This window comes from Streptomyces sp. TBY4 (assembly GCF_024213195.1).
Lineage (GTDB): Bacteria > Actinomycetota > Actinomycetes > Streptomycetales > Streptomycetaceae > Streptomyces.
In genome coordinates this window covers 1-14,579 of the sequence record NZ_JANAVF010000035.1, presented here as the reverse complement: position 1 = coordinate 14,579, position 14,579 = coordinate 1, and the positions used below count along the sequence as shown (strand labels likewise).

The following is a 14,579-nucleotide window of genomic DNA, read 5'->3' as shown; positions in this document are numbered from 1 at the left end:
TAGGACGCCGCCGAACAATCATTGTGGGAAAGCCCCGCACCAGCCCTTTTGGGTTCGGTGCGGGGCTTTTCTGCGTTCACCGCCCACCGGTGTTTACGCGTCCGTATACTCGGAGCATGTCTGATGCCATGATCCGTGTGCCGGCCGAGGTGAGAGACCGCCTCGCCGTCATCGCTGAGTCCCGTGGGACGTCCATCCGGTCTCTGGTGCAGGAGTTTGCCGAGACGACGCTGACCGCAGAGGAGCGGCGGGAGCGGGCGGAGCGTGCGCGGGCCTACATGGCCGAGCACTTCGGGGTGGACGTGACCGACGAGGAGAGTGCGGCCGTGGGGCGTAGGCTCCGTGAGGCCTTCGCGCGGCAGGAGGACGCTGCCGCGTGATCCAGCAGCACCTCGTCCTGGACACGCCGTCCTTGCTTGCGCTGTCCGGGAATCGGCAGGTGTCCGCACTGATTCACCGCGCCTATCTCGATGCGGACACACGGTTGTGGGTGCCGGTCCTGTCGGTCCTCGAGGCCGACGTGGTTCTCGCGGGGATCGCCGAGCACATCGGCCAGCTCGACGTGATCCACATGCTCGACCTCGACTATCCCGCCGTCTTGGCTGTGGCACAGATGTGCCGTGACGGAGTACCGGCCGGCATCGCGGCCGCCGTCCACGCCGCACGTCACCTTCCCGAGTGGGGCTCACAGGCGCTGGTCGCCACGGTCGAGCCGAAGGCCTATGCGGGGAAGGGAGTGGGCGTCTTCGATCTGAACCGCTGAGCCTTCGCTCCTCAGAGCCGGCCGGCGGCCTTGAGGGAGAGGTAGGCGTCGGCCAGGGCTGGGGCCAGGTTGTCGGGGGTGGCGTCGACCACGTGGACTCCGTGACGGGTGAGCTGGTCTGCCGTGCGGCGGCGGGCCGATTGGGACTGGGTGCCTGCTGCGGCTTCGTAGACGGCGTCCACCGTGCCGCGGGATTCCGTCATCTCCGCCACGTGGGGGTCGGAGACCGAGGCCAGGAGGACCGTGTGGCGCTGGGTGAGGCGGGGGAGGAGCGGGAGGAGGCCCTCTTCGATGGGGGCCGCCTCCAGGCTGGTCAGGAGGACCACCAGGGAGCGGCGCGGGGCGCTGCGCAGGATGGTGGAGACCAGGGTGCGGGAGTCGGTTTCGACCAGTTCCGGTTCGAGGGTGGCCATCGCGTTCACGAAGGCGGGGAGGGTGTCGGCCGCGCTGCGGGCCTGGACCTGGGCGCGGGGGCGGCGGTCGTGGGCCAGCAGGTCCACGCGGTCGCCCGCGCGGGTGGCCAAGGCTGTGAGGAGCAGGGCCGCGTCCATCGCCGCGTCCAGGCGCGGGGCGTCGCCGACGCGGCCGGCGGCCGTGCGGCCGGTGTCCAGGCAGATCAGGATGTGGCGGTCGCGTTCCGGGCGCCAGGTGCGGACGGCGACCTTGTGCTGGCGGGCGGTGGCCCGCCAGTCGATGGAACGGGTGTCGTCGCCCGGTACGTAGTCGCGGAGGCTGTCGAACTCCGTGCCCTCACCGCGGGTCAGGACGCTGGTACGGCCGTCGAGTTCGCGCAGGCGCGCGAGGCGGGAGGGGAGGTGCTTGCGGCTCGTGAAGGGCGGCAGGACGCGGACCGTCCAGGGGACGGTGTGGTGGCCCTGGCGGGCCAGGAGTCCGAGGGGCCCGTACGAGCGGATCGTGACGCGGACGGCCTGGCGGTCGCCGCGGCGGGTGGGCCGCAGGCGGGTGGTGAGGCGGCGGCGTTCGCCCGACGGGACCGTCAGCGCGTGCCGGGAGCCGGCGACTTCGGTGCCGGGGAGCCAGCTGCTCGGGGGCCAGGCGTCGCGGATCCGGGCGCGGAGCGTCCGGGGGGAGGGGTTCGTGATCGTGAGGTGGACGTCGGCGGATTCGCCGAGGCGTACCGAGGTGTCGCCGGAGCGGGCCAGCTGGAGCGTGCGGACCGGCGCCGCGAGGGCGTAGTCGACCGCGCAGGCCAGGGCGATGGGGGCGTTGACCGCCAGCATCCCCGCCCAGCTCGGGGCGAGGATGCCGACGGGGAGGCTGCCGAGGGCCGCGAGCAGGGCGGCGCGTCCGGTGAAGGCCATCAGCGCGGTACGGGGACGTGGGTGAGGATCGCGGTGATGACCGCGTCGGCCGTGACGCCCTCCATCTCGGCCTCGGGGCGCAGCTGGACGCGGTGGCGCAGGGTCGGCAGGGCGAGGGCCTTCACGTCGTCGGGGGTGACGTAGTCGCGGCCGACGAGCCAGGCCCAGGCGCGGGCGGTGGCCAGCAGTGCGGTGGCGCCGCGCGGGGAGACGCCGAGGGTGAGGGAGGGGGATTCGCGGGTGGCGCGGCAGATGTCGACGACGTACGCGGCGATCTCGGGGGAGACGCTGGTGGCCTCGACGGCCTTGCGGGCGGATTCGAGCTCGGCCGGGCCGGCGACCGGGCGGATGCCGGCGGCGTGCAGGTCGCGGGGGTTGAAGCCGGCCGCGTGGCGGGTCAGTACGCCGATCTCGTCCTCGCGGGAGGGGAGGGGCACGGTGAGCTTCAGGAGGAAGCGGTCGAGCTGGGCCTCGGGCAGGGGGTACGTGCCCTCGTACTCGACCGGGTTCATGGTGGCGGCGACGAGGAACGGCTCCGGGAGCTTGCGGGGGGTGCCGTCGACGGTGACCTGGCGCTCCTCCATCGCTTCGAGGAGGGAGGACTGGGTCTTGGGGGGCGTGCGGTTGATCTCGTCGGCGAGGAGCAGGTTGGTGAAGACCGGGCCGTTCTGGAACGAGAACTCCGCGGTGCGGGCGTCGTAGACGAGGGAGCCGGTGACATCGCTCGGCATCAGGTCGGGGGTGAACTGGACGCGCTTGGTGTCGAGTTCGAGGGAGGCTGCGAGGGCCCGCACGAGGAGGGTCTTCGCGACGCCGGGGACGCCTTCGAGGAGGACGTGGCCGCGGCACAGGAGCGCTACGACGAGACCGGTGACGGCGGAGTCCTGGCCGACCACGGCCTTTCCGATCTCGGTGCGGAGCGCCTCCAGGGCGGAGCGGGCGCTGTCCGTGGTGGCCGTCATGAGGTGCGGACCTCCCTTTCGAGGGCGTCGAGGTGGTCGGCGAGCGCGATGAGCGCCGCATCGGTGGTGGGGGTGGTGCCGAAGAGCAGGGTGTCCGGGTCCGGGTGGTGCGGGGGCCCGGCTTTGAGGCGGGCCGCGACCGCGGGGACCAGGGCGGCGGGGTCGTGGGCCTGGGAGGGCGGTACGCCGACCAGCGCGGCCAGGCGTTCGCGGGCCGCGGCGCGCAGCACGGTGGCCGCGCGGTCGCGGGCGCCGGCCTTGCGGTACAGGCGGGCGCGGCCCTCGGTGGCCTCGGAGGCGCGGACGAGGACGGGCAGGCGTTCGGTGACGAGCGGGCCGAGGCGGCGGGCGCGCCAGAGGGCGGCGACGGCGGCGGCGACGAAGAGCTGGAGCAGGGCCCAGCTCCAGCCGGCGGGGATCAGGTCGAGGAAGCTCTGCTCCTCGCCGTCGCCGTCGCCGGGGCTGCTGTCGGCGAGGGACGGCATGTACCAGACGAGGTGCGGGCGGGAGCCGAGGAGCTGGAGCGCGAGGGAGGCGTTGCCCTCCTCGGCGAGGGTCTTGTTGAGGAGGATGCCCTCGGAGCCGAGGAGGACGGTGTCGCCGCCGCGGACGCCGGTGGGCAGGACGAGGAGGGTGGGGCGGCCGGCGCTGGGGTAGCAGCCGGTGGCTCCCGGCGTGGTGGTGGTGTAGCGGAGGCCGCCGCCGGTCGCGGCGCGGCCCGCGGTGGTGGCGGCGGGGAGGGTGCAGGCGCTGCCGGGGTCGAGGTGGGGGTCCGGGGCGGTGGAGTCGTCGTCGGTGCGGGTGCCGGGGGCCAGCGAGGGGAGGCTGAGGGAGCTCGGGGCGAGCAGGACGGTCCGGCCGCCGGAGAGGTCGATGGCGGACCGGATGTCGCGGAGCTGGGTCTCCCCGAGCCGGTCGGGGTCGGTGACCAGCAGGGTCGTACCGGGATCGGCGGCGTCGGCGGCCTCCGCGGCGGTGGTGACGACGCGGGTGGTGACCCCGCGCTCCTTGAGGAGCTCGGCCACGGCCCGGCTGCCGAAGGGGTCGGCGGAGCGGGGGTCGAGGTAGCCGTGCCGGGCCCCGGAGTTCAGGGCGGCGAGGCCCACACCGGCGACGAGGAGCACCGCGAACGCGACGAGGAACCCGCGCGAGCGGGTCCACAGGTCCCGGGGGCGGATGCCTCCGGCGGTCGTACGGGGAGTGGTGGCGGCCCCGCCGGGCGCGGCGGCGTGCGCCGCCGGGGGCGCGGAGACAGCCGTGCCGGGTGCCGGGACCGTGGCTGCGCCGGGGGTGGGGTGGCCCGGGGCGGGGGCTGCGCCCGGCCCGCTGGATCCCGTACCCGGGAGTGCAGAGGCGGGGGCCGTGCCCGGGGCGGGGTGGGCCGTGGCGGGGGCTGTCCCCGGCTCGCCGGGGTTGGTGCCCGGGGGTGTGACCGCGGCGGCTGCGCCGGGGGTGGGGTGGCCCGTGGCCGGGGCTGCGCCCGGCCCGCTGGATCCCGTTCCCGGGAGTGCAGAGGCGGGGGCCGTGCCAGCGGCGGGGTGGCTCGTGGCCGGGGCTGCGCCCACGGGGGGTGTGCCGGGGGTGGTCGGCGCGTCGGTGTCCGGGGGCTTCGGGGTCGGGTTTGGGTCCCTGGGGGTGGGGGTCATGGGGTGGGGCCTGTTGGCTTGGTGTGGGACAGGGCCTCGTCCAGGGTCGTGAGGGTGGCGTACATCTCGGGGGTGGCCGGGTGGGCGCCGTAGGTGACGTCGTCGAAGGTGCGGGCCGCTGTGCGCAGGGCCGTGGCGTGGGAGGGCAGGGAGACGGCCGCTTCGGCCGCCGCCTCGTCCGCGGTGCGGCCGGGGCGGGGGTCGAGGAGGGTGCGCTCCTCCAGGGAGCGGACCACGGCGCGCATGCGCTCCTGGACGGCTTCGCTCCAGCGGCCCTCGCCGGCCAGGGCCGCGGCGGCGGCGCGGTGGTCGGCTGCGCTGCGGGTCCCGGTGTCGAAGAGGGTGCCCGACGCACTTGTGGCCGTACGGCGGGGGGCGCCCAGGCGCCACCACAGGGCGGCTAGGACGAGGAGCAGGAAGAGGGCGATGGCCAGGAGGCCCAGGGTGCCGCCCGGGGTTGCGCCCGAGGCGCGGTCGAAGAGGTCCCCGACCCAGTCCCAGAAGCGGTTCAGGACCCGCTGGAGCAGCCCCGGGTCGTTCTCGTGGTACGCGGGCTTGGACAGCTCTCGGCGGGCCGCCTCGCGGGCGGCCTCACGGCCGATGGTGATCCCGGGTGTGGGTGGTGGTGTGTGGCTGAGCAGGCCCCCCGTGCTCCTCATTCCCGGGTCAGCCTCCGGTCGGCGGCGTGGTGGTGCCGTAGTTCTCGATGCCGGCCGCCCGGGCCAGCTCCAGGTCGAGGGCCTCGCGGCGGATGCGCTGGTCGATGTAGAGGAGGACGGTGACGCCCGCCTGGATCGGCATGGTGATCGTCAGGGCGATGACCCCGCCGATGGCCGCCATGATCAGGTAGCCCCAGCTGGTGGCGCCGGATCCCTCGGCCATTCCTTCGAGGCCGCCGCCGAAGACCAGCCCGCCCACGAGGGTGAGGGGGAGGACGATGAGGGCCGCCACGATGCCGGTGATGAGGCTGGTCAGGAGGGTGATGCCGAAGATCCGCCACCAGGAGTCCTTGACCAGCTTCGAGGAGCGGGTCAGGGCCTTGCGGATGGTGGTCTTCTCCAGCATCAGCGCCGGCGAGGCCAGGGCGAAGCGGATCCAGAGCCACAGGATCAGGCCCAGGGCGACGAGACCGCCGAGGACGGCGAGGGCGCCTTGTCCGGCGAGGGCGCCGGGCAGCACCAGGACGGTGAAGAGCAGGGCCGAGCCGATGCCCAGGAGGAGGGTCAGGCCGAACAGCCGGGCGAGCTGGGGGCGGGCCTCGCGCCAGGCCGCTCCGATGGAGGAGCCGTGGCCGAGCACCGCGCGGCTGAAGACCATGGTGAGCATCGCGGTGGCCACGATGGAGGCGATGAGCTGGACGAAGCCGTCGACCGCCGTCAGGGCCGCGAGGGAGCCGAGGGCGTCGATCTGGTCGTCCAGGGGCGCGCTGCTCGACTGGTCCAGTACGACGTCGCTGAACGCGTACTTCTGGAGGAGCAGGGTCGCCAGCTGGACGACGACGGCCACGACCAGGGTGATGGGCAGGACCGCGCGCCAGTGCTTGCGCATGGTGGTGACGGCCCCGTCGAGGATCTCGCCCATGCCGAGCGGGCGCAGCGGGATCACGCCGGGCTTCACCGCCTGGGCGGGGTAGCCCCAGCCGCCCTGGCCGCCGCCGTTCGGGGGCGGGTAGCCGCCGCCGTACGAGCCCCAGCCCGCGCCCGGCTGCGGAGCCGCGGGGGGCTGCTGCGGGTTCGGCGGGGTCTGGCCCGGGGTCGGGCTGGACCACTGACCGGGGGGCGGCTGCTCGGCGGACCACTTGGAGTCGCCCGGGCCGGTCGGGTTGCCGGCAGGAGGCTGCGTACCGTGGGAGCCCTCACCGTCGGACGGGGAGGATCCGGGCGTAGCCCAGCCCGGAGAGTCGTTCATCGTCGCTCCTTCACGTGCACGCGGGGTGCGGGGCGCTTGGTCCGGCTGCCATCGTGCCATGTGACAACCTCGGACGGACCAGCCGTCCCCAACGGACCAGGGGTCTTCGGGATCACGGGCCGTTCGGACCCACGCGCGCCGGACGGATCCGGGGCACACTGGGCGCCCTGATCTCCACGCAGGTCCGAGGGACGATTTCCAGCCCCTTTGGCTGTGGGACAGCTCACCGCCGGGTAACGATTAGCTAATGGGATGATGTCAACCATGAAGGGACGCGTCCTTGTCGTCGACGACGACACCGCGCTGGCCGAGATGCTCGGCATTGTGCTGCGTGGAGAAGGTTTTGAGCCGTCGTTCGTAGCGGACGGCGACAAGGCACTGGCTGCCTTCCGGGAGGCGAAGCCGGATCTCGTGCTGCTCGACCTCATGCTGCCCGGTAGGGACGGCATAGAGGTGTGCAGACTGATCCGCGCCGAGTCGGGCGTACCGATCGTCATGCTCACCGCCAAGAGCGACACGGTGGACGTGGTCGTGGGCCTGGAGTCCGGGGCCGACGACTACATCGTCAAGCCGTTCAAGCCGAAGGAGCTGGTGGCCCGCATCCGGGCCCGCCTGCGCCGTTCGGAGGAGCCCGCGCCGGAGCAGCTGACCATCGGTGACCTGGTCATCGACGTGGCCGGGCACTCGGTCAAGCGGGAGGGCGCCTCGATCGCCCTGACCCCGCTGGAGTTCGACCTGCTGGTCGCGCTCGCCCGCAAGCCCTGGCAGGTCTTCACCCGCGAGGTGCTCCTGGAACAGGTCTGGGGCTACCGCCACGCGGCCGACACCCGCCTGGTCAACGTGCACGTCCAGCGACTGCGCTCCAAGGTCGAGAAGGACCCGGAGCGCCCCGAGATCGTCGTGACCGTGCGCGGGGTCGGCTACAAGGCCGGACCGAGCTGACATGACACCCGGCAAGCCCCGTGGCCGCTCCCGCTGGGGGGCGCTGCGGGGCGGCCGGCTGCTCCATGAGGGAGCGCCCGGCGGCCCCGTGCTGCGGCTGTTCGTACGCCTCGTACGCCGGCCGCTGCTTCCGGCTGTCCGGCTGTGGCGGCGCAACATCCAGCTCCGGGTGGTCGCCGCGACCCTGCTGATCTCCCTCGCCGTGGTCCTCGCCCTCGGGTTCGTGGTCATCGCGCAGGTCAGCAAGGGCCTCCTCGACGCCAAGGAGGAGGCCGCGCAGAGCCAGGCCGCGGGCGGCTTCGCGGTCGCACAGGAGAAGGCCAACACCCCCTACACGGCGGACGGGCCCGACGCCTCCGACAACAAGGTCGGCCGGGACGCCAGCACCTGGATGAACTCCCTGGTCAAGCAGCTCGCCAGTGGCGGGCAGAGCGCCTTCGAGGTGGCCGCGCTGGGCGCCGGGACCGGGACCGGCGAGGAACAGCCGGCCCGCGGAGCCCTCGGGGGCGTCCGCGGAGCCCGTGCCTCCGGCAACGTGGATCCGGCCGCCAGCGTCCCGCTGGGGCTGCGCCGCAACGTCGACCACGCGACCGGCGCCTTCAAGACCTTCTCGCAGATCCGCTACACCGACGCCGGGGACAAGCTGCCCGAGCCCGCGCTCGTCATCGGCAAGCGGCTCACCGACATCAACGGCGACCCGTACGACCTGTACTACCTCTTCCCGCTCACCCAGGAGGAGGAGTCCCTCAACCTGGTCAAGGTCACCATCGCCACCGCCGGGCTCTTCGTCGTCGTGCTCCTCGGCGGGATCGCCTGGCTGGTCGTGCGCCAGGTCGTCACCCCCGTCCGGATGGCCGCGGGGATCGCCGAGCGGCTCTCGGCGGGGCGGCTCCAGGAGCGGATGAAGGTCACCGGCGAGGACGACATCGCCCGTCTGGGCGAGGCCTTCAACAAGATGGCCCAGACCCTCCAGAACAAGATCGTGCAGCTGGAGGACCTCTCCCGGCTGCAGCGCCGCTTCGTCTCGGATGTCTCCCACGAGCTGCGCACCCCGCTCACGACCGTGCGGATGGCCGCGGACCTCATCTACGACGCCCGCGAGGACTTCGACCCGGTCACCGCGCGCTCCGCCGAGCTCCTCGCCGGACAGCTCGACCGGTTCGAGTCCCTCCTCGCCGACCTGCTGGAGATCAGCCGGTTCGACGCGGGCGCGGCCGCCCTGGAGGCGGAGCCGATCGACCTGCGGGACGTCGTACGCCGCGTCATCGACGGGGCCGAGCCGCTCGCCGAGCACAAGAACACCCGGATCCGCGTCCTCGGGGACACCCAGCCGGTGATAGCCGAGGCCGACGCCCGGCGCGTGGAGCGGGTCCTGCGCAACCTCGTCGTCAACGCCGTCGAGCACGGCGAGGGCCGCGACGTGGTGGTCCGGCTCGCCTCGGCGGGCGGGGCCGTCGCCGTGGCCGTACGGGACTACGGGGTCGGGCTCAAGCCCGGCGAGGCCACCCGGGTCTTCAACCGCTTCTGGCGGGCGGACCCGGCGCGGGCGCGCACGACCGGCGGTACCGGCCTCGGCCTGTCCATCGCCGTCGAGGACGCCCGGCTGCACGGAGGCTGGCTCCAGGCGTGGGGCGAGCCCGGCGGCGGCTCGCAGTTCCGCCTGACGCTGCCGCGCACGGCCGACGAGCCGCTGCGCGGATCGCCGATCCCGCTGGAGCCCGAGGACTCCCGGGCCAACCGGGCCCGCGCCGCGGCGGAGGCCGCGGGGGGCGCCGCGGCAGCCGGGCAGCAGGCGCAGCAGGCGGTGCGGACCGACCGGTCGCCGATACCGCCGAGGTCCCCGGTCGCGGGTGCGGTGCCGGTACCGGCCGACCCGACGGCGCTGCCGGGCAGCGGGGCGCGGGTGGTGACCCGGGCGGCGGAGCAGGCGAACGGCTCGGGGGAGGGCTCCAGGGACGGCTCCGGGGACGGCTCCGGGGACGGGGCGGCGGGAGCGACCGACCGAGAGGGTGAGAGCAGCGGTGGAGCGGGAGCGGGCGGAGCCGGTGGAGCGGGCGGACCGGGCGGTGGGTCGGATGGGCGCTGAACCGGCCCGGAAGCGGCGGCGCACGGCGCGTGCCCTCAGGGACTGCGCCCTCGGCGCGGCCGGGCTGCTGCTCGCCGGCTGCGCCTCCATGCCCGACCACGGTGAGATCCGCCCCGTGGAGGCCTCCCAGGGCGTCGACTCCCAGGTCCGCGTCTTCGGTGTGCCGCCGGACGACAACGCCAGCCCGCAGGAGATCGTCGACGGCTTCCTGGAGGCCATGACGAGCGACGACCCGCACCTGCAGACCGCCCGCAAGTACCTCACCAAGGACGCGGCGGAGAAGTGGAACCCCGGAGTGGCGGTCACCGTGCTCTCCTCCGGCCTCCTCCGGTCCTCCGTGCAGGGCGAGAAGGACCCGGCGGCCCCCCGGTTCAAGATCGCGGGCAAGATGCTCGCCACGGTGGACGAGCGCAGCGCCTACCAGCCGGAGACCGGCGACGAGCGCTACGAGGAGTTCCTCCAGCTCACCCAGGAGGGCGAGGGCGAGGCCAAGCGCTGGCGGATCGCGACCCCGCCCAGCGGCCTGGTGCTCAGTGAGTCCGACTTCCAGCGCATCTACCGGCCGGTCAACAAGTACTACTTCGCGGGCTCCACGCTCGTCGCCGACCCCGTCTACGTGCGCCAGCGCAGCGACCCCGACTCCCGGATGGACCCCACCACCCAGACCGTCGCCTCGCTGCTCCAGGGCCCCTCCAAGTGGCTCGGGCCGGTCGTCACCTCCAGCTTCCCGACCGGTACCGAGCTGAGCGAGGGCACCAAGTCCCTCTCGATCGACGGCCAGAACACGCTGCGGGTACCGCTGAGCAAGCAGGTGGACTACAGCCGGGAGCCGCTGTGCCGGCGGATGGCCACCCAACTCCTCTACACGGTCAAGGACCTGACGGGCTCCCGGGTCGACCGGGTCGACCTGCTGCGCTCCGACGGCACCACACTGTGCGAGGTGGCCGAGGCGGACGCGGCCACGATCGCCAACCGGCCGCCGTCGCCCGTCCACCAGTACTACGTGGACGAGGAGAACCGGCTCCAGCGGCTCACCCTGGACCCCAACCGCGAGGAGCAGGACCCGCCCACGCCGGCTCCCGGGCCGCTGGCCCAGACCCCGGCCTTCAAGGTGGGTTCCGCCGCCGTGGCCTACGACGAGAAGCGCGCCGCGGTGGTCTCCGAGGACGGGCACGGGCTGTACGTGGTCAACCTGACCACCGCCGGAGCGATGCCGCCGGCGCTGCTGACCGTCAAGGGGGGCAAGCCCAACGGGCTCACCACTCCCTCGTGGGACGCGGCGGGCGACCTGTGGGTCGCGGACACCGACCCGCAGAACGCGGCGCTGTGGCGGCTGCCCGGCGGCGCGGGGGAAGCCGAACGGGTCGAGGTGTCCGGGCTGAACGGCGGGCGGATCACGGGGCTCAAGGCCTCGCCCGACGGGGCGCAGATCGCACTGCTGGTGCAGAAGGACGGCCGCAAGTCCCTGTACACCGGGCGGATCGAGCGGCCCGACGGGAAGGGCGACGACTCGGCGGTCTCGGTGCGCGAGCTGCGCCCGGCCGCTCCGCAGCTGGCGGACGTGACGGCGATGAGCTGGGCGCCGCGGGGCCGGCTGCTGGTCGTGGGCCGGGAGAGCGGCGGGGTCGTACAGGCCCGCTACCTGCTGGCCGACGGCTCGATGGTCGGGGCCGGGCTGCCCGGGGCCACCGGGCTGGTGGCGGTCGCGGCGAGCGAGGACGAGAAGAAGCCGGTGGTCGCCGAGTCCCTGGAGGACGGCATCGTGTGGCTGCCGCCGGGGGCGCAGTGGCGCACGGCGGTGGCCGGCGGGCGGACTCCGGTCTACCCGGGCTGACGGCCGGCTGACCGTCGGCCGACGGCAGGCCGGGGGCGGTCCGGGGTCGGGTGCGGCGTGCCCTTTTCCGTGGTTGTCCACAGGGGTGGTGGAGTGCTGTCCCGGCCCGGCAGGGTGGAAGGCATGCGGGAAGGGTGGCGTGGGCTGGCCGGTGAGCTCGCCGGGCTGGTGCTGCCGGTCGGGTGCGCCGGCTGCGGGGCCGGCCGCGCGGTGCTGTGCGGTGACTGCCGGTCGGAGCTCAGGGGGGCCGGGGCGGGCCCGGTACGGCCGTCTCCGTGCCCCGCGGGGCTGCCCGCGGTGTATGCGGCCACCGCGTACCGGGAGGCCGTACGGGCCGTCGTACTGGCCCACAAGGAGCGCGGCGCGCTGCCGCTGGCCGCCGCACTCGGCGGCGCCCTGGCGGCCGCGGTCCGCGCGGGCGGGGCGGGCGGGTCCGGGGCGGGGGGAGTGGCCCTGGTTCCCGTGCCCTCCGCGCGGCACCGGGTGCGGGCGCGCGGGCACGATCCGGCGCGCAGGATCGCGCTGGCCGCCTCGGCGCGGCTGCGGCGGGAGGGCGTGCCCGCGCGCGTGACGCCCGTACTGCGGCTGCGGCGGGCTGTGGCCGACCAGGCGGGCCTGGGGGCGGCGATGCGCCGGGAGAACCTCGCGGGGGCGCTGGAGGCGCGGCCCGGGGCCGTGCGGGTGATGGCGGGGGCGGCCCGGATCGTGATCGTGGACGACCTCGTCACCACCGGATCCACCCTGCTGGAGGCGGCGCGGGCGCTGCGCGCGGCCGGGATCGGGGTGCCGGGAGGGGTGGCCGCGGGGCCCCTGGCGGCCGCTGTGGTGGCGGCGCCGGCGGACGCCTTCCCGCGTCCGGGCACCGGCGCAACTCGGACAGACCAAAAAACTCGTGAATAGATTTGGAACTGGGAGGGAAGGCGCATCGTTGCAGGTAGTAAGAGGGAACGGCCACTTGATCGGAGGTACGTTCCGGTAGCGGGTGCCGACAACCGGCATAGAGGGATATGTTCGGTTGTAAGGAATTGGCGAACCTTGGGCCCCACGCATCGGAGCGCACGTTTCGAGCGTCTGTACGTTTCGGAAACTTCGTGTCAGGGGTTGTCCCTCGACTCCGAAGTCGGTGGGGTGTAGATCTTGCCGATGGGGGAGGAGGAGGTGGAAGTCGCCAAGTCCGAGGCTCCGGTGTTCACCGGGGTCTGGTGCGAAAGGGAGACGCTTCGCCCCTGAGGCGGAGCTATCCGGGAACGGAGTTCTGCGTGGACATCGTCGTCAAGGGCCGTAAGACCGAGGTGCCCGACCGGTTCCGCAAGCACGTGGCCGAGAAGCTGAATCCGGAGCGGATCCAGAAGCTCGACGCCAAGGTGATCAGCTTGGACGTCGAGGTGTCCAAGGAGCACAACCCGCGCCAGGCCGACCGTTCCGACCGCGTGGAGATCACCCTGCGTTCGCGGGGCCCGGTGATTCGTGCCGAAGCCGCCGCCGCAGACCCGTACGCGGCGCTCGACCTCGCTCAGGACAAGCTGGAGGCCCGGCTGCGCAAGCAGCACGACAAGCGCCACACCCGCCGCGGCAACGGACGGCTCTCGGCGGCCGAGGTCGCCGACGTGGTCCCGAACGCCGCGACCCTGAACGGCAACGGCGAGCCGGTCAACGGCGAGAAGGCGGACGCGGGCGCGATTCCGACCACCCGGATCGGATCGCTGGAAGTGCAGGGCGAAGGCCCGCTCATCGTTCGCGAGAAGACCCACTCGGCCGCACCCATGTCGCTCGACCAGGCCCTCTACGAGATGGAACTGGTCGGTCACGACTTCTATCTGTTCGTCGATTCCGACACCAAGATGCCGAGCGTCGTCTACCGGCGCCACGGTTACGACTACGGCGTGATCCACCTCAATGCCTCCGACGCCGCCTCCAGCTCAGGTGAGTTCGACGGTGCGGGAGCGGGTGGCGCGCTCGGCGGGTGAGCCGTTGATTCCGGACTGATTCCGGACTGATTCCGGGCTGGATCCGGATGTTCGTGCGGTGCCGATGTGGTGCCCCCGCGTTCGCCAAGGCGGGCGCGGGGGCACTCGTATGAGGTGATGGCCGCAGGACGTCCGCACGGCGGTGGCTTGTATGGGTCGGCCTGTATTCGTCAGCCCCCGTTCGGTCGCGCGGGCATGGAATCATGTCGGGCAGTCAGACGGCGGCCGCTCTCGCCGGATTGACCCAGCAGCTCAGCACCGTGGTGCAGGGGGAGGAACGATGGCGGACAGCTTCGGGCCGGTGCGCGATGACGACGGTGCGGGCTGCCGTGACGAGGACCGGGTGGCAGAGCCGATCCGGGTGCTCGTGGTCGACGACCACGCGCTGTTCCGGCGCGGGCTGGAGATCGTCCTCGCGCAGGAGGAGGACATCCAGGTCGTCGGTGAGGCGGGGGACGGGGCGGAGGCCGTGGACAAGGCGGCGGACCTGCTGCCGGACATCGTGCTGATGGATGTGCGGATGCCGCGGCGGGGCGGGATCGAGGCGTGCACCTCGATCAAGGAGGTGGCGCCCTCCGCGAAGATCATCATGCTGACGATCAGCGACGAGGAGGCGGACCTCTACGACGCGATCAAGGCGGGGGCCACCGGGTACCTGCTGAAGGAGATCTCCACGGACGAGGTCGCCACGGCGATCCGGGCGGTGGCCGACGGGCAGTCGCAGATCAGTCCGTCGATGGCGTCGAAGCTGCTCACGGAGTTCAAGTCGATGATCCAGCGGACGGACGAGCGGCGGTTGGTGCCGGCGCCGCGGCTCACGGACCGGGAGCTGGAGGTCTTGAAGCTGGTGGCCACCGGGATGAACAACCGCGACATCGCGAAGGAGTTGTTCATCTCCGAGAACACCGTGAAGAACCATGTGCGGAACATCCTGGAGAAGCTGCAGCTGCATTCCAGGATGGAGGCGGTGGTGTACGCGATGCGGGAGAAGATCCTCGAGATCCGGTAGGGCGGGGCTGGGCTGGGCTGGGCTGGGCGCCCGTCCTTGGGTCCCGGGCCGGGTGCGGGTGGGGGCCCTGCGGGGCGGAGTCCCCTACCCGCCCTTCCACCGTTCCCCGGGCGCTGCCCGGACCCCGGTCCTCAAGCGCC

At 73.2% G+C, this 14,579-nt stretch carries 13 protein-coding genes; 8 read left to right on the top strand and 5 right to left on the bottom strand.

Annotated features, from left to right (window positions below; genetic code table 11):
* Window positions 1-116: 116 nt before the first annotated feature.
* On the top strand, window positions 117-380 hold the full coding sequence (locus NLX94_RS38535) for a hypothetical protein (protein ID WP_254387963.1): 264 nt from the start codon (window positions 117-119) through the stop codon (window positions 378-380).
* Window positions 377-763 (top strand): hypothetical protein, encoded by a 387-nt coding sequence (locus NLX94_RS38530; protein ID WP_254387962.1) that lies wholly within the window; start codon window positions 377-379, stop codon window positions 761-763. The genes NLX94_RS38535 and NLX94_RS38530 overlap by 4 nt, the downstream gene beginning before the upstream one ends.
* 11 nt (window positions 764-774) lie before the next feature.
* Here the strand turns inward: NLX94_RS38530 and NLX94_RS38525 are convergent, their stop codons facing one another.
* Genes NLX94_RS38525 through NLX94_RS38505 form a run of 5 tightly spaced genes read right to left on the bottom strand, consistent with a single transcriptional unit; the run spans window position 775 to window position 6,601 of the window.
* Window positions 775-2,085: a DUF58 domain-containing protein gene (locus NLX94_RS38525; RefSeq protein ID WP_254387961.1), complete on the bottom strand. Its 1,311-nt coding sequence runs from the start codon at window positions 2,083-2,085 to the stop codon at window positions 775-777.
* Complete coding sequence (locus tag NLX94_RS38520; RefSeq protein WP_254387960.1) at window positions 2,085-3,047, bottom strand: MoxR family ATPase; 963 nt, start codon at window positions 3,045-3,047, stop codon at window positions 2,085-2,087. The genes NLX94_RS38525 and NLX94_RS38520 overlap by 1 nt, the downstream gene beginning before the upstream one ends.
* Window positions 3,044-4,693 (bottom strand): DUF4350 domain-containing protein, encoded by a 1,650-nt coding sequence (locus tag NLX94_RS38515; protein ID WP_308402660.1) that lies wholly within the window; start codon window positions 4,691-4,693, stop codon window positions 3,044-3,046. The genes NLX94_RS38520 and NLX94_RS38515 overlap by 4 nt, the downstream gene beginning before the upstream one ends.
* Window positions 4,690-5,352: a DUF4129 domain-containing protein gene (locus tag NLX94_RS38510; RefSeq protein ID WP_254387959.1), complete on the bottom strand. Its 663-nt coding sequence runs from the start codon at window positions 5,350-5,352 to the stop codon at window positions 4,690-4,692. Before NLX94_RS38510 ends, NLX94_RS38515 begins: the two co-directional genes overlap by 4 nt.
* Before the next feature lie 7 nt (window positions 5,353-5,359).
* A complete protein-coding gene (locus NLX94_RS38505) occupies window positions 5,360-6,601 on the bottom strand; it encodes a glycerophosphoryl diester phosphodiesterase membrane domain-containing protein (RefSeq protein WP_254387958.1) in 1,242 nt (413 codons plus the stop codon).
* 252 nt (window positions 6,602-6,853) lie between these two features.
* Between NLX94_RS38505 and mtrA the strand changes: the two genes are divergently transcribed.
* The 6 genes from mtrA (at window position 6,854) to NLX94_RS38470 (ending at window position 14,439) form a co-directional block, all read left to right on the top strand.
* Window positions 6,854-7,543 (top strand): two-component system response regulator MtrA, encoded by a 690-nt coding sequence (gene mtrA, locus NLX94_RS38500; protein WP_274552971.1) that lies wholly within the window; start codon window positions 6,854-6,856, stop codon window positions 7,541-7,543.
* A 1-nt stretch (window position 7,544) separates the two neighbouring features.
* Entirely contained in the window at window positions 7,545-9,629 is a 2,085-nt protein-coding gene (gene mtrB / locus NLX94_RS38495; protein ID WP_254387957.1) for an MtrAB system histidine kinase MtrB, read from the top strand.
* Window positions 9,619-11,463 (top strand): LpqB family beta-propeller domain-containing protein, encoded by a 1,845-nt coding sequence (locus NLX94_RS38490; protein WP_254387956.1) that lies wholly within the window; start codon window positions 9,619-9,621, stop codon window positions 11,461-11,463. The genes mtrB and NLX94_RS38490 overlap by 11 nt, the downstream gene beginning before the upstream one ends.
* A gap of 123 nt (window positions 11,464-11,586) precedes the next feature.
* Window positions 11,587-12,363 (top strand): ComF family protein, encoded by a 777-nt coding sequence (locus NLX94_RS38485; protein ID WP_302171695.1) that lies wholly within the window; start codon window positions 11,587-11,589, stop codon window positions 12,361-12,363.
* A 359-nt stretch (window positions 12,364-12,722) separates the two neighbouring features.
* Window positions 12,723-13,430 (top strand): ribosome hibernation-promoting factor, HPF/YfiA family, encoded by a 708-nt coding sequence (gene hpf, locus NLX94_RS38475; protein ID WP_374684074.1) that lies wholly within the window; start codon window positions 12,723-12,725, stop codon window positions 13,428-13,430.
* A gap of 280 nt (window positions 13,431-13,710) precedes the next feature.
* Window positions 13,711-14,439: a response regulator transcription factor gene (locus NLX94_RS38470; protein ID WP_254387954.1), complete on the top strand. Its 729-nt coding sequence runs from the start codon at window positions 13,711-13,713 to the stop codon at window positions 14,437-14,439.
* Window positions 14,440-14,579 lie beyond the last annotated feature (140 nt).

Bases quoted from the DNA above. Each gene is read 5' to 3' on its own strand.
- NLX94_RS38525 (WP_254387961.1), bottom strand. From the start codon at position 2,085: ATGGCCTTCACCGGACGCGCCGCCCTGCTCGCGGCCCTCGGCAGCCTC.
- NLX94_RS38515 (WP_308402660.1), bottom strand. From the start codon at position 4,693: ATGACCCCCACCCCCAGGGACCCAAACCCGACCCCGAAGCCCCCGGAC.
- mtrB (WP_254387957.1), top strand. From the start codon at position 7,545: ATGACACCCGGCAAGCCCCGTGGCCGCTCCCGCTGGGGGGCGCTGCGG.
- NLX94_RS38490 (WP_254387956.1), top strand. From the start codon at position 9,619: ATGGGCGCTGAACCGGCCCGGAAGCGGCGGCGCACGGCGCGTGCCCTC.
- NLX94_RS38505 (WP_254387958.1), bottom strand. From the start codon at position 6,601: ATGAACGACTCTCCGGGCTGGGCTACGCCCGGATCCTCCCCGTCCGAC.
- NLX94_RS38510 (WP_254387959.1), bottom strand. From the start codon at position 5,352: ATGAGGAGCACGGGGGGCCTGCTCAGCCACACACCACCACCCACACCC.
- mtrA (WP_274552971.1), top strand. From the start codon at position 6,854: ATGATGTCAACCATGAAGGGACGCGTCCTTGTCGTCGACGACGACACC.
- NLX94_RS38485 (WP_302171695.1), top strand. From the start codon at position 11,587: ATGCGGGAAGGGTGGCGTGGGCTGGCCGGTGAGCTCGCCGGGCTGGTG.
- NLX94_RS38520 (WP_254387960.1), bottom strand. From the start codon at position 3,047: ATGACGGCCACCACGGACAGCGCCCGCTCCGCCCTGGAGGCGCTCCGC.
- NLX94_RS38535 (WP_254387963.1), top strand. From the start codon at position 117: ATGTCTGATGCCATGATCCGTGTGCCGGCCGAGGTGAGAGACCGCCTC.
- NLX94_RS38470 (WP_254387954.1), top strand. From the start codon at position 13,711: ATGGCGGACAGCTTCGGGCCGGTGCGCGATGACGACGGTGCGGGCTGC.